This window comes from Actinomycetospora lutea (genome assembly GCF_028737205.1).
In the GTDB taxonomy this organism is placed as follows: Bacteria; Actinomycetota; Actinomycetes; order Mycobacteriales; family Pseudonocardiaceae; genus Actinomycetospora; species Actinomycetospora lutea.
On the sequence record NZ_JAQZAL010000002.1, the window covers coordinates 231,436 to 244,733 of the forward strand.

The 13,298-nt window shown below is 74.3% G+C and carries 11 protein-coding genes; 9 read left to right on the plus strand and 2 right to left on the minus strand.

What is annotated here, in order from left to right; all coding sequences use genetic code 11:
* Nucleotides 1-6: 6 nt before the first annotated feature.
* From PHK61_RS03730 to PHK61_RS03740, 3 genes are all read left to right on the plus strand, one after another.
* On the plus strand, nucleotides 7-975 hold the full coding sequence (locus PHK61_RS03730) for a COX15/CtaA family protein (protein WP_274279612.1): 969 nt from the start codon (nucleotides 7-9) through the stop codon (nucleotides 973-975).
* Entirely contained in the window at nucleotides 972-1,949 is a 978-nt protein-coding gene (locus tag PHK61_RS03735) for a quinone oxidoreductase family protein (protein WP_274279717.1), read from the plus strand. The genes PHK61_RS03730 and PHK61_RS03735 overlap by 4 nt, the downstream gene beginning before the upstream one ends.
* A gap of 260 nt (nucleotides 1,950-2,209) precedes the next feature.
* The gene (locus PHK61_RS03740) at nucleotides 2,210-3,175 is read left to right on the plus strand and encodes a hypothetical protein (protein WP_274279613.1); all 966 of its coding nucleotides are present in this window, start codon (nucleotides 2,210-2,212) and stop codon (nucleotides 3,173-3,175) included.
* A gap of 12 nt (nucleotides 3,176-3,187) precedes the next feature.
* Here the strand turns inward: PHK61_RS03740 and PHK61_RS03745 are convergent, their stop codons facing one another.
* On the minus strand, nucleotides 3,188-4,123 hold the full coding sequence (locus tag PHK61_RS03745) for a heme o synthase (RefSeq protein WP_274279614.1): 936 nt from the start codon (nucleotides 4,121-4,123) through the stop codon (nucleotides 3,188-3,190).
* Nucleotides 4,124-4,465: 342 nt separating this feature from the next.
* On the opposite strand from PHK61_RS03745, the gene tkt reads away from it, so the two are divergent.
* From tkt to pgl, 6 genes are read left to right on the plus strand one after another with little or no spacing between them, the layout of a single operon-like run.
* Nucleotides 4,466-6,607 carry a transketolase gene (gene tkt / locus PHK61_RS03750; RefSeq protein WP_420791343.1) on the plus strand — a complete coding sequence of 714 codons (2,142 nt, stop codon included), beginning with the start codon at nucleotides 4,466-4,468 and terminating at the stop codon, nucleotides 6,605-6,607.
* 17 nt (nucleotides 6,608-6,624) lie between these two features.
* Nucleotides 6,625-7,752: a transaldolase gene (gene tal / locus PHK61_RS03755; protein ID WP_274279615.1), complete on the plus strand. Its 1,128-nt coding sequence runs from the start codon at nucleotides 6,625-6,627 to the stop codon at nucleotides 7,750-7,752.
* Complete coding sequence (locus tag PHK61_RS03760) at nucleotides 7,749-9,518, plus strand: glucose-6-phosphate isomerase (protein ID WP_274279616.1); 1,770 nt, start codon at nucleotides 7,749-7,751, stop codon at nucleotides 9,516-9,518. Before tal ends, PHK61_RS03760 begins: the two co-directional genes overlap by 4 nt.
* Nucleotides 9,515-11,071 carry a glucose-6-phosphate dehydrogenase gene (gene zwf / locus PHK61_RS03765; protein WP_274279617.1) on the plus strand — a complete coding sequence of 519 codons (1,557 nt, stop codon included), beginning with the start codon at nucleotides 9,515-9,517 and terminating at the stop codon, nucleotides 11,069-11,071. Before PHK61_RS03760 ends, zwf begins: the two co-directional genes overlap by 4 nt.
* A 25-nt stretch (nucleotides 11,072-11,096) precedes the next feature.
* Entirely contained in the window at nucleotides 11,097-12,053 is a 957-nt protein-coding gene (locus PHK61_RS03770) for a glucose-6-phosphate dehydrogenase assembly protein OpcA (protein WP_274279618.1), read from the plus strand.
* Nucleotides 12,050-12,829, plus strand: coding sequence for a 6-phosphogluconolactonase (gene pgl / locus PHK61_RS03775; protein WP_274279619.1), 780 nt, complete (start codon nucleotides 12,050-12,052; stop codon nucleotides 12,827-12,829). The genes PHK61_RS03770 and pgl overlap by 4 nt, the downstream gene beginning before the upstream one ends.
* Nucleotides 12,830-12,912: 83 nt before the next feature.
* Here the strand turns inward: pgl and PHK61_RS03780 are convergent, their stop codons facing one another.
* Nucleotides 12,913-13,194, minus strand: a complete 282-nt coding sequence (locus tag PHK61_RS03780; RefSeq protein ID WP_274279620.1) for a hypothetical protein — start codon at nucleotides 13,192-13,194, stop codon at nucleotides 12,913-12,915.
* Nucleotides 13,195-13,298 lie beyond the last annotated feature (104 nt).

Genomic DNA, 13,298 nt, shown 5'->3' on the forward strand with positions numbered 1-13,298 from the left:
AGCCCTGTGCTGGAGCGTCTCCCCGCCACACCGCCCCGGCTGATGAACGGCCTCGCGATGGCCGCCGTCGTCGGCCAGGCCGGGATCGCGGTCACGGGTGCCGTCGTCCGCGTGACCGGGTCCGGGCTCGGCTGCCCGACCTGGCCCGAGTGCTTCCCGGGCAGCCTCGTCCCCGTGCCGCACCCCGAGATCGCGGTGCTGCACCAGTGGGTCGAGTTCGGCAACCGCCTGCTCGGGATCGCGCTCGTGCTGATCACCGGGGCGTGCCTGCTCGCCGCCCTCAACGTCCGGCCCCGCCGCGGGCGCCTCGTGCTGCTCGCCGCGACGATGCCCCTCGGCGTCGTCGCGCAGGCCGTCATCGGCGGCATCACCGTGCTCACCGGCCTCGCCTGGTACACCGTCGCGCCGCACTTCCTCGTGACGATCCCGCTGATCTGGCTCGCCGTGCTGCTCGTGCGCGAGTCCTCCCCCGCCGCCCTGGCCGCGCCACCCGGCACGCCCTGGACCCCCGCCGTGCCGCACGCGCTGCGCGGCTTGCTCGCGGTGACCTCGGTGGTGCTCGTGGCCCTGCTCGTGGCGGGCACGCTCGTCACCGCGGCCGGCCCGCACGGCGGCGACGCGGCGACCCCGCGCCTCGAGGCGGTCCCGCTCCCGACGCTCGCGACCGCCCACGCGCACCTGCTCTTCGCCTTCCTCGGCCTGCTCGTCGGCGTGGGTTTCCTGGCGCACGCGGTCGCCGTGCCCCGCGCGGTGATCGTGCGCCTGCGGGTGCTGGTCGTGCTGACCCTGGCCCAGGGCGCGCTCGGCGGCATCCAGTACGCCCTCGGCGTGCCGGAGCTGCTCGTGGCCCTGCACGTCCTCGGAGCGGTCGTCACCGTCGCCGCCGCCGCCTGGCTCTGGTCGGCGACCGCGGAGATCGACCCGGCGCCCGACCCCGTCGACACCCCCGCCCCCGCGCTCGCCGCGAGGGGCTGATGCACGCCGTCCGGGTGTCCCGCCTCGGCGGGCCCGAGGTCCTCGAGCCCGCCGACCTGCCCGACCCCGAGCCGGGCGAGGGCGAGGCGCTCGTCGAGCTCGCCGCGGTGGGCGTCAACTACATCGACACCTACTTCCGCACCGGCCTCTACCCCCACGAGCTGCCGTACGTGCCCGGCGTCGAGGGCGGCGGCACCGTGCGCGCCGTGGGGCCGGACGTCACCGCCGTCGCGCCGGGTGACCGCGTCGTGTGGACCAACACCCTCGGGTCCTACGCGACGCTCGCGGTGGTCCCGGTGACCGACCTCGTGGCCGTCCCCGACGGCGTCGACCTCGAGACCGCGACGGCCGTGGCCCTGCAGGGCATGACCGCGCACTACCTGCTCCACGACACCCACCCCGTGGCGCCGGGCGAGGACGTCCTCGTGCACGCGGGCGCGGGCGGCATGGGCCTGCTGCTCTGCCAGATGGCCCGCTCGCTGGGCGCCCGGGTGATCGCCACGACCTCCTCGCCCGAGAAGGACGCCCTGGCCCGCGAGGCCGGCGCGGACGAGACCCTGCGCTACGGCTCCTCTCCCCAGGACCTCGCCGACCGCGTCCGCGCCCTCACCGGCGGCGAGGGGGTAGCGGTGGTCTACGACGGCGTCGGCGCGTCCACCTTCGACGCCTCCCTCGCCAGCCTGCGCATCCGCGGCGTGCTCGCCCTCTACGGCGCGGCGAGCGGCCCCGTGCCGCCGGTCGACCCGCAGCGCCTCAACAGCGCCGGCTCCGTGTACCTCACGCGCCCCTCCCTGCACTGGCACGTGCGCACCCCCGAGCAGCTCGCCGCCCGCGCCGCGGCGGTGTTCTCGGCGGTGGCCGCCGGCGACCTGGCGGTCCGCATCGGCGGGCGCTACGCCCTCGACGATGCGGCGACGGCCCACCGCGACCTCGAGTCCCGCCGCACCACCGGGAAGCTCCTGCTGCGGCCCTGAGCGGCGCCGAGGGCGTCCCCGGGCACCTCTCCAAGTCGATCTCTCGAGGAAGCCGTTGGTGCACAGCACTGGTGGCACCCCCGAGAGATCGAACCGGCGAGCACACCGTAGGTCGGGGGCCGCCCGCCCCCGGTCCCCCGAGCCCCGGTCCCCCGAGTCCGGGAGCCGGAGGGGGCGCGGCGCATGACACTCCCGAACGATCGAACCGGCGAGCACCGACGCGATGGAACCGGCGGCGCGCAACCGGCGTCGAACCCGGCATGGAACTCGATCGACCGTTCCGCGGGTCCGAGGCGGTGGCCCGCGGCGAGGTCACCAAGGGGCAGCTGCGAGGCCCCGGGGTCGTGTGCCTGGGCTACGACCTCTACCAGGCCGCGGGCGTCGGTGTGGACCAGGTGTCGCTGGCGCGGGCCGGGATGCTGCGGCACCCCCAGGGCGCCGTGACGGGTCTGGCCGCGTCCGTGCTCTGGGGCGCCGGGACGGCCGTCGCCGACGTCGACGTGAGCCTCGCGGAGGCGGGCAGGCCGACCGGCGCGACGGAGGTGCTGGTCCCCGGCGCCGGGTTCCGGTCACGGGGTGCGGTGGAGGTCCGGCGGGCCGAGCTCGCTGAGGACGAGGTCGTCTCGTGGCGCGACGGCGCCGACGGCCGCCTGCTGCGCCTGACCTCGCCGGCGCGGACGGTGCTCGAGGTCGCCCGCCGGCTGCCGACCGTGGAGGCGGTGGTCGTCGCGGACGCCGTCGCCCGCCGCACCGGGATCGCCGCCGCCGACGTCGTCGCGCTCGCCGACCGGCACACCGGCGAGCGGGGCATGGCCCGGGTGCGGGCGGCCGCCGCACTGATGGACCCGCGCGCCGACACCCCGCGGCGCACGCGGGTGCGGCTCGGCGTGCTGCTGGCGCGGCTGCCCGCGCCGACGGTCGACGCGCTGGTGACGCGGGCCGCGACCGGGGCCACCGTCGGAGCGCTGGACCTGGGCTGGCCCGGGACGGCCGCCGGGGTGCTCGTCGACCGGCACCCCGCCCAGGCCCGCCTGTGCGCGCAGGAGCTCCTCGAGCACGGATGGCAGGTGGTGTCGCTGGGGCGGGAGGGCCGGCAGCCCGTCGCACAGGTGGTGGCGGACGTCGCCACCTTCCTGGGACGCGTCGACCGGCTGCGGTGGCGCGACCTGCCGGACCTCCGGGGGCGCTTCCCGCGCCGACCGAGCCGGCCGAGGGTCTGGGTCTAGAGAGGTCGGGGCCTAGAAGGGCCAGCCGAAGACCGGCCAGCCGACGGCCGAGTCGACGGCCACCGCCACGAACAGGCCGGTGAGATAGGTGTTCGAGAGGTGGAACAGGCGCATCGACTGCACGACCTCGTCGCGCTTCACCGCGCCGTCGAGGCGGTGCGCCGCGACGAGGAACCAGGTGCCGCCGAGGGCCGCGGTGCCCAGGTAGATCCACGACGTCGCGGGGATCAGCAGCGCCGACCAGGCCACCATCGCCCACGAGTAGGCGACGATCTGGCGGCTCACGCGCCGGGGCGAGGCGACGACCGGGAGCATCGGGATGCCCGCGGCCGCGTAGTCGTCGCGGTAGCGCATCGCGAGGGCCCAGAAGTGCGGCGGCGTCCAGAAGAAGATGATCGCGAAGAGGACCCAGGCGGGCCAGCCCACGGTGCCCGTCACGGCCGCCCAGCCGATCACCACGGGCATGCAGCCCGCGGCGCCGCCCCAGACGATGTTCTGGGCGGTCCGGCGCTTGAGCAGCAGCGTGTAGACGAGGATGTAGAAGGCGATCGCGGCGACCGAGAGGCCCGCGGCCACCCAGTTCGCGGTGAACCCGAGCCACACGGCCGACAGGGCGCCCAGCACGAGCCCGAACACCAGGGCGTGCGAGCGGGGCACCGCCTCGCGGGCCAGCGGGCGCTTGCGGGTGCGCGCCATCTTCGCGTCGATGTCGGCGTCGACGACGCAGTTCAGCGCGTGGGCGCTGGCCGCCGCGCCGGCACCGCCGACCAGGACGGAGAGCACGAGCCACAGGGACGGCACCGACCGTTCGGCGAGCATCATCGCCGGCACCGTGACCACGAGCAGCTGCTCGATGATCCGGGCCTTGGTCAGCGCCAGATAGGCCCGCACGGTGGTGAGCAGGCCGCCCCGCCGCGTCGCGGGGACCCCGCCGACCGCCGTGCTCACTCGGTGGCACCTCGCTGTGGTGGACGAACGTTCTTCGGGCACGACCCGCGTCTCCTACACGCTGTCGTCGGAAGAGTCTGCACCCCCGCGGCCCCGCCCGCTCGCGGGGGGCGTCCCCCGGCCGGTGCAGTGTCCGCCATGTCACGCCGGACGACGCGCCGATGATAGGTGGCCGGTGTCCGTGGCGGGCGGCGAGGGTATCTCCGGAGCGGTCCGGTCGTGGAGGATCGACGCAGGTCCGTCAGGGCTTGAATCGATCCCGTGGGAGCATCGCTGCCCACTGGACCAACGCGCTGTGAATCGACGGCTCATGGCGCCCGTAGACGCGCAGGAAGGCAGCTCGTGACCGCCACCGATGTGAGCAACACGCAGCCCGCGAGCGAGGACCCCGACGAGATCCAGGCGCTGTTGACCCCACACCGGCCCGACGACTGGTCCGAGCTGGACCAGAAGGCCGTGGACACCATCCGCGTGCTCGCCGCCGACGCCGTGCAGAAGGTCGGCAACGGCCACCCGGGCACCGCGATGTCGCTCGCGCCCCTCGCCTACGAGCTCTTCCAGCACACGATGCGCCACGATCCCTCCGATCCGGGCTGGCAGGGGCGCGACCGCTTCGTGCTGTCCTGCGGGCACTCGAGCCTCACGCTCTACCTGCAGCTCTTCCTCGCCGGCTACGGCCTCGAGATGCGCGACCTCGAGGAGCTGCGGACCTGGGACTCGGCGACGCCGGGTCACCCCGAGTACAGCCACACCCCCGGCGTGGAGATCACCACCGGCCCGCTGGGGCAGGGCCTCGCGTCCGCGGTCGGCATGGCGATGGCGGCCCGCCGCGAGCGCGGGCTGTTCGACCCCGACGCCCCGCAGGGCGAGAGCCCCTTCGACCACTTCGTGTTCGTCATCGCCTCCGACGGCGACATCGAGGAGGGCGTGACGGCCGAGGCGTCGTCGATCGCCGGGCGCCAGCAGCTCGGCAACCTCGTGGTGATCTACGACGACAACCACATCTCGATCGAGGACGACACCTCGGTCGCCCTCGACGAGGACGTGGTCGAGCGCTACGACGCCTACGGGTGGCACACCCAGGTGGTGCGCGGTGGCGAGAACCTCGTCGGCATCCGCGAGGCGCTGGCGAACGCGAAGGCCGAGACCGGGCGGCCGAGCTTCATCGCGCTGCGGACGATCATCGGTTACCCCGCGCCGGAGAAGATGAACACCGGCGCGGCGCACGGTGCCGCCCTGGGCGAGCCGGAGGTCCGGGCGGTCAAGGAGGCGCTCGGCTTCGACCCCGACCAGCACTTCGCCATCGACCCCGAGGTGCTCGCCCACGCCCGCTCGGTCGCGGAGCGGGGCAAGGCCGAGCACGAGCAGTGGGACAAGCAGTTCGCCGACTGGGCGCAGGCCAACCCCGAGCGCCGTGCGCTGCTCGAGCGCATGGCCCGCCGGCAGCTGCCCGACGGGTGGCACGCCAAGCTCCCGAGCTGGGAGGTCGGCGACGACGCCGTCGCCACCCGCAAGGCGCTGCAGAAGATCCTCGGCGAGATCGGGCCGGAGCTGCCCGAGCTGTGGGGCGGGTCGGCCGACCTCGCGGAGAGCAACAACACGACGATCAAGGGCGCCGACTCGTTCGGGCCGTCGACGGTCTCCACGAACCTGTGGGGCCAGATGAGCCCCTACGGCCGCACCCTGCACTTCGGGGTCCGCGAGCACGCGATGGGCTCGATCCTCAACGGGATCGCGCTGCACGGCGGCACGCGGGTCTACGGCGGCACGTTCCTGATCTTCTCGGACTACATGCGGCCCGCGGTCCGGCTCGCGGCGCTGATGAAGCTGCCGACCACCTACATCTGGACCCACGACTCGATCGGCCTCGGCGAGGACGGACCGACCCACCAGCCGATCGAGCAGCTCGCCTCGCTGCGCGCGGTGCCGGGGCTGTCGATCGTGCGTCCCGCCGACGCCAACGAGACCTCGGCGGCCGTGCGCGCGATCCTCGACAACCCGACCGGCCCGGCCGGGCTCGCGCTGACCCGGCAGAACCTGCCCATCCTCGAGGGCACCGACGCCGACGGCGTCGCCCGCGGCGGGTACACGCTCGCCGACGCGAGCAACGGTCAGCCGCAGCTGATCCTCATCGCCACCGGCTCCGAGGTCCAGCTCGCGGTCGAGGCCCGGAAGGTCTTCGAGGACGAGGGCGTTCCCACGAGGGTGGTGAGCATGCCCTGCGTGGAGTGGTTCCAGCAGCAGGACCGCTCGTACACCCGCCACGTCATCCCGCCCGAGGTCAAGGCGCGCGTGTCCGTCGAGGCCGCGGTCGCCCTGACCTGGCACCAGTTCGTCGGCGACGACGGCGAGTGCGTCTCGATCGAGCACTTCGGCGCGAGCGCCGACTACAAGACGCTGTTCCAGCAGTTCGGCTTCACGACGCAGCACGTGGTCGAGGCCGGGCGTCGCACGCTCGCGCGCGCCGCCGAGCACTCCGCCTGAGTCCGAGGAGGACCCTCATGGCCACCAACACCCCCCTCGCCGACCTCTCCGCGGCCGGCGTCTCCATCTGGCTGGACGACCTGTCCCGCCAGCGCATCGAGTCCGGCAACCTCTCCTCGCTGATCGAGGACGACGAGGTCGTCGGCGTCACCAGCAACCCGACGATCTTCGCGAGCGCCTTCGCGGACGCCGACCACTACGCCGAGGACCTCGACGGGTTCGCCGCCCGCGGCGCCTCGGTGGAGGACGCGATCCGCGAGCTCACCACCGAGGACGTGCGTCGTGCCTGCGACGTGTTCCGCGGCGTGTGGCAGCGCACCGGGGGCGTCGACGGGCGCGTGTCGCTCGAGGTCGACCCGGGCAAGGCCCACGACACCGAGGCCACGGTCGCCGAGGCCGCCGACCTCTGGAAGACGGTGGACCGGCCCAACCTGATGATCAAGATCCCGGCCACCCGCGAGGGCATCCCGGCGATCACCCGCACGCTCGCCCAGGGCATCAGCGTCAACGTCACGCTGATCTTCTCGGTGGACCGCTACCGCGAGGTGATGGACGCCTACCTCACCGGCATGGAGCAGGCCCGCGCCAACGGCCACGACCTGACCGGCATGGCCTCGGTCGCGTCGTTCTTCGTCTCGCGCGTCGACTCCGAGGTCGACAAGCGCCTCGACGCCATCGGCACCGAGGCCGCGCTGAACCTGCGCGGCACCGCGGCGATCGCCAACGCGCGCCTCGCCTACGCCGCGTTCCTCGAGGTGTTCGGCACCGAGCGCTGGGCGTCCCTGAAGGGCGCGGGCGCCAAGCCCCAGCGCCCGCTGTGGGCCTCGACCGGCGTGAAGAACAAGGCCTACCCGGACACGCTCTACGTGACCGAGCTCGTCGCGCCGAACACGGTGAACACCATGCCCGAGGCCACCCTCAGGGCCTTCGCCGACCACGGCGAGCTGCACGGCGACGCCGTGAGCGGCACCGAGGAGGCCGCCCGCGAGGTGTTCGCGAGCCTCGCGCACGTCGGCATCGACGTCGACGACGTCTACCAGGTCCTCGAGGACGAGGGCGTCAAGAAGTTCGACGACTCGTGGGCCGAGCTCACCGAGACCGTGTCCGACCAGCTGAGCCGCCGCAGCCCGGAGCAGGCGAAGTGAGCGACGGAGCGGACGTCCGCATCGTCGATCAGGCGCTCGCGGACTCCGCGAACGCGCTGGTCGAGAAGCTCGTCGGGGACGCCGCGGCGTCCAAGCTCTCCGCCGGGGACCCCACCCTGTGGGGACCCGACGCCGAGCCCGAGGCGAGCAAGCGGCTGAGCTGGGTGAGCCTGCACGACACCTCGCGCCCGCTGGTGGACGAACTCGCGGCCCTGCGCCGCGAGCTGCACGACGACGGCGTCGACCGGGTCGTGCTCGCGGGCATGGGCGGCTCGTCGCTCGCGCCCGAGGTCATCTGCGCGACCCGCTCGGGCGGTCCGGTCGGCGGCGAGTTCCCGCTGGTCGTGCTCGACACCACCGACCCGATGCAGGTCTCCGACGCGCTCGCCGGCGATCTCACGCGCACGGTGCTCGTGGTGTCGTCGAAGTCCGGCGGCACGGTCGAGACCGACAGCCAGCGCCGGGTGTTCGCCGAGGTCTTCGAGGCGAACGGCATCGACGCCGCATCGCGGATGGTCGTCGTCACCGACCCGGGCACGAAGCTGGGCGACCTCGCCCGCGACCAGGGCTACCGCAAGCTGATCGAGGCCGACCCCGGGGTCGGCGGGCGCTACTCGGCGCTCACCGCGTTCGGGCTGGTGCCCTCGGCGCTCACCGGTGTCGACGTCGGGGCCCTGCTCGACGAGGCCGCCGCGGTGGCCCCAGAGCTCGCCCGCGACAGCGCCGACAACCCGGCGGTCGTGCTCGCGGCCGCCATGGCCGCGGCGCACAACGCGGGCGCGGAGAAGCTCGTCCTCGCCGACACCGGCTCCGGGCTCGTCGGGTTCGGCAACTGGGCCGAGCAGCTCATCGCCGAGTCCACGGGCAAGCAGGGCACCGGCCTGCTCCCGGTGGTCGTCGAGGGCCGCCCCCATGGAGATCCTGGGATTGCCCCCGGCTTCTCCGACCACGGCAGCGACGCCACGCCCGTCGCGCTCGGCCCGGCGGGCTCCGGCGCGCAGGTGTCGGTCACCGGCACGCTGGGCGGGCAGTTCCTGCTCTGGGAGCACGCGGTCGCGCTGGCCGGGCGCCTCATCGGGATCAACCCGTTCGACCAGCCCGACGTGGAGTCCGCCAAGCAGGCCACGCGCGACCTGCTCGCCTCGGCCGAGGACGGTGGCGGCCGCGACGGTGGGGCCTCGGGCGACGACGCGCCGATCGTGACCGACGGGGTCATCGAGATCCGCGCGGCCGGTGACGCGAGCTGGCTGGGGCAGCCGGCCACGGTCATCGACGCGATCCAGGCGCTGGTGACCGCGGCGCCGGACCGCGGCTACATCGCGATCCAGGCCTACCTCGACCGGCTCGACGACGCGTCCTTCGCGACGCTGCGCCCCGAGCTCGCGAAGGCCACGGGGCTGCAGACGACGTTCGGCTGGGGTCCGCGGTTCCTGCACTCGACCGGCCAGTACCACAAGGGCGGGCACCAGAACGGGGTGTTCCTGCAGATCACGGGCTCGGTCGCCGACGACCTCGCGATCCCCGGGCAGCCGTTCTCGTTCGGCACGCTCGAGCACGCGCAGGCCCGCGGCGACGCCGGGGTGCTCGCGGCGGCCAAGAACGGACGGCCAGAGGGCGAGATTCCTGGGCGGCCCGTGCTGCGGCTGCACCTCGCCGACCGGGCGGCCGGGCTGGTGGCGCTGGCGAACGCGGTGCGGGAGACGCAGCGTTCAGGGGAGCACGCCGATAGGGGAGCTCGACCATCCGACGGGGAGGTGAGCCGGTGACCCCAGCCACGGGGCACAGTGACACACCCGGGGACTGGGTCAACCCGCTGCGGGACGCCCGCGACAAGCGGCTCCCGCGCATCGCCGGGCCCTCGGGCCTGGTGCTGTTCGGCGTGACCGGCGACCTGGCGCGCAAGAAGCTGATGCCGGCGATCTACGATCTCGCCAACCGCGGGCTGCTCCCGCCGGGGTTCGCGCTCGTCGGGTTCGCACGCCGCGACTGGGCCGACCAGGACTTCGCCGAGGTCGTGCACGACGCGGTGCGCGAGCACTCGCGCACGCCGTTCCGCCAGGAGGTGTGGGACCGCCTGGCCGAGGGCCTGCGGTTCGTGCAGGGCACGTTCGACGACGACGAGGCGTTCGACAACCTCGCGGCCTGCGTGGCCGAGCTCGACTCCGAGCGCGGCACCAACGGCAACCACGCGTTCTACCTGTCGATCCCGCCGTCGGCGTTCCCGACCGTGTGCAAGCAGCTCTCCCGCTCGGGGCTCGCCGACGACGACGGCGACGTGTGGCGCCGCGTCGTCATCGAGAAGCCGTTCGGGCACGACCTGCGCTCGGCGCAGGAGCTCAACGGGATCGTCAACGACGTCTTCCCCGAGGACTCGGTCTTCCGGATCGACCACTACCTCGGCAAGGAGACCGTCCAGAACCTGCTCGCGCTGCGCTTCGCCAACGAGCTGTTCGAGCCGATCTGGAACGCCCACCACGTCGACCACGTGCAGATCACGATGGCCGAGGACATCGGGGTGGGTGGGCGCGCCGGCTACTACGACGGGATCGGCGCGGCCCGCGACGTCATCCAGAACCACCTGCTGCAGCTGCTCGCGCTGACCGCGATGGAGGAGCCGGTCTCGTTCTCGCCGCACGACCTGCGCGAGGAGAAGATCAAGGTGCTGTCGGCCACGACGCTCACCGAGCCGATCGGCGAGACCACCGCCCGCGGGCAGTACGCGGCGGGGTGGCAGGGCAGCTCGGAGGTCAAGGGCCTGCAGCAGGAGGAGGGCTTCCCGCCCGACTCGGTCACCGAGACCTACGCGGCGATCACCTGCTCGGTGAACACCCGGCGTTGGGCCGGCGTCCCGTTCTACCTGCGCACCGGCAAGCGCCTGGGTCGGCGTGTCACCGAGATCGCCGTGGTGTTCAAGCGGGCCCCGCACCTGCCCTTCGACCAGACCATGACCGAGGAGCTCGGCCAGAACGCGCTGGTCGTGCGCGTGCAGCCGGACGAGGGCGTCACCCTGCGGTTCGGCTCGAAGGTGCCGGGCTCGGGCATGGAGGTCCGCGACGTGACCATGGACTTCGGCTACGGCACGGCGTTCACCGAGGCCTCCCCGGAGGCCTACGAGCGTCTGCTGCTCGATGTCCTGCTCGGCGAGCCGTCGCTGTTCCCGACCAACACCGAGGTCGAGCTGTCCTGGCGGATCCTCGACCCCGTGATCGAGAAGTGGCACCGCGAGGGCTCCCCCGACACCTACTCGGCCGGCACCTGGGGCCCGCCCTCGGCCGACGCGCTCCTCGGGCGCACCGGCCGCCAGTGGCGCCGTCCCTAGACCCACCGCGACGGAGGAGACAACGGTGATCGTGGACCTGCCGTCGACGGACACGTCGGCGGTCAACCGCACGATGGTCGACCTGCGCGAGAGCGCGGGCGCGGTGGCGCTCGGGCGCGTCCTGACGCTGCTGATCATCACCGAGGACGGCCCGGAGGCCGAGGCCGCCATCCAGGCCGCCAACGACGCGAGCCGCGAGCACCCGTGCCGCGTGCTCGTGCTGGCCCGCGGCGTGCGCAGGGCGGCGTCGCGCCTGGACGCGCAGATCCGCATCGGCGGCGACGCCGGGGCGAGCGAGGTCATCGTGCTGCGCATGTACGGGCCGCTCGCCGACCAGGGCGGGGCCATCGTCGTGCCGCTGCTCCTGCCCGACGCGCCGATCGTGGCGTGGTGGCCGGGCGAGGCGCCCTCGGTGCCGGCGGAGGACCCGGTGGGCAGCGTCGCCGGCCGCCGGATCACCGACGCCGCCTCGGCGAAGTCGCCGTCGAAGGCGCTGGGCAAGCTGCGCCAGCGCTACCACCCCGGCGACACCGACCTCGCGTGGAGCCGCATCACGAGCTGGCGCGCGCTGCTCACCGCCGCGCTCGACCAGCCCCCGCACGAGCGGATCACCGCGGCGACCGTGTCCGGCGCGCCGGACTCCGCGTCGACCGACCTGCTGGCGGGCTGGCTGTCCTCCCGCCTGCACTGCCCGGTGTCGCGGAAGAACGAGGACGTGCCGGGCGGGCAGGGCGGCCAGATCGCCGCGGTGCGCCTGGACCGCGCGAGCGGCCCCGTGGAGCTGCGTCGCCTCGACGCGAAGAGCGCGGTGCTCTCGCAGGCCGGCCAGCCCGACCGCCGCGTGGCCCTCTCGCGGCGCACGACCCGCGAGTGCCTGGCCGAGGAGCTGCGCCGGCTCGACCCCGACGACATCTTCGCCGAGGCGCTCGAGGCGATGCCGACCGGTCGCTCGCGGTCGTCGTCGAGGAAGGTGACCGCATGAGCTCGGTGGGTGGGGCACCGACCGTCGTCGTGCACGCCGACGAGGACACGACGGCCCGCGAGGCCGCCGACCGCCTGCTCGGCGCGCTGGCGGCGGCCCAGGCCGCGCGCGGGTCGGCGTCGGTGGTCCTGACCGGCGGCGGCATCGGGATCGGGATGCTGCGCGAGGTCGCCGCCTCCGCGCGTCGCGACGAGGTCGACTGGGGCGGCGTCGAGGTGTTCTGGGGCGACGAGCGCTTCGTCCCGGCCGGCGATGCCGAGCGCAACGACGCCCAGGCCCGCGAGGCGCTGCTCGACGCGCTGCCGCTCGACCCGGCGCGCGTGCACCCGATGCCGGCCGCCGACGCGCCCGAGGACGCCGGCGGCGGCGATCCGGACCTCGCCGCCGACGTCTACGCGAAGACCCTGTCCGCGGCGGCCACCCGGCTCGGCGGTGCCGCCGCCGCGATCCCCGCCTTCGACGTGCTGCTCGCGGGCTGCGGGCCCGAGGGGCACGTGCTGTCGGTCTTCCCCGACTCCCCCGCGGTCCACGCGGGCGGGGCCGGGGTCGTCGCGGTGCGCGACTGCCCCAAGCCCCCGCCCACCCGCGTGACCCTCACGCTGCCGGCCGCCCGCCACGCCCGCGAGGTGTGGCTCGTGGCCGCCGGCGAGGGCAAGGCCGAGGCGCTCGCCCGGGCGCACGGGGGCGCGTCCGAGGTCGACGTCCCGCTGGCGGGCCTGCGCGGGACCGAACGGACGCTGTGGCTGCTCGACGAGGCGGCGGCCGCGCGCCTCTAGGTCGCGGGCACCATCGCGCCGCCGCGCCGCCGCCCGGGCCGCAGCGAACGCCCTCTCGGCGTGCTCAGCGGGCCCCGCCGCGTCTAGGCGACCGAACGACGCGTCCGCTCCACCGACGGCGCCTCCCACGGGCGCAGGGTGCGCTCGAAGAGGTCCCAGCAGCGGCGGTGGGCGTCGACGCGGGCGAGCCAGGCGCGCACGAGCCGGAGGTCGGACGCCGGGGTGTGATCGCGCACCGGGCGGGACGGCCACATCGGGTCGCGGCCGGTCGGGTCGCCGGTGACGCGGGAGTCGGCGCCGTAGCGCGCGACGAGCAGGAGCCCGGCGACGACGACGACGCCGAGCACGGTGACGGTGAGGACCATCGGGAGCTCCTCGGGGAGAAGTGGCTGGACGCCCTCCAGGGTGGCCGCCAGTGGCAGCTCCTGCCACTGCCACTGACGAGGAAGTGGCACCCCTTGTGGCAGAA

Bases quoted from the DNA above. Each gene is read 5' to 3' on its own strand.
- PHK61_RS03740 (WP_274279613.1), top strand. From the start codon at position 2,210: ATGGAACTCGATCGACCGTTCCGCGGGTCCGAGGCGGTGGCCCGCGGC.
- tal (WP_274279615.1), top strand. From the start codon at position 6,625: ATGGCCACCAACACCCCCCTCGCCGACCTCTCCGCGGCCGGCGTCTCC.
- pgl (WP_274279619.1), top strand. From the start codon at position 12,050: ATGAGCTCGGTGGGTGGGGCACCGACCGTCGTCGTGCACGCCGACGAG.
- PHK61_RS03780 (WP_274279620.1), bottom strand. From the start codon at position 13,194: ATGGTCCTCACCGTCACCGTGCTCGGCGTCGTCGTCGTCGCCGGGCTC.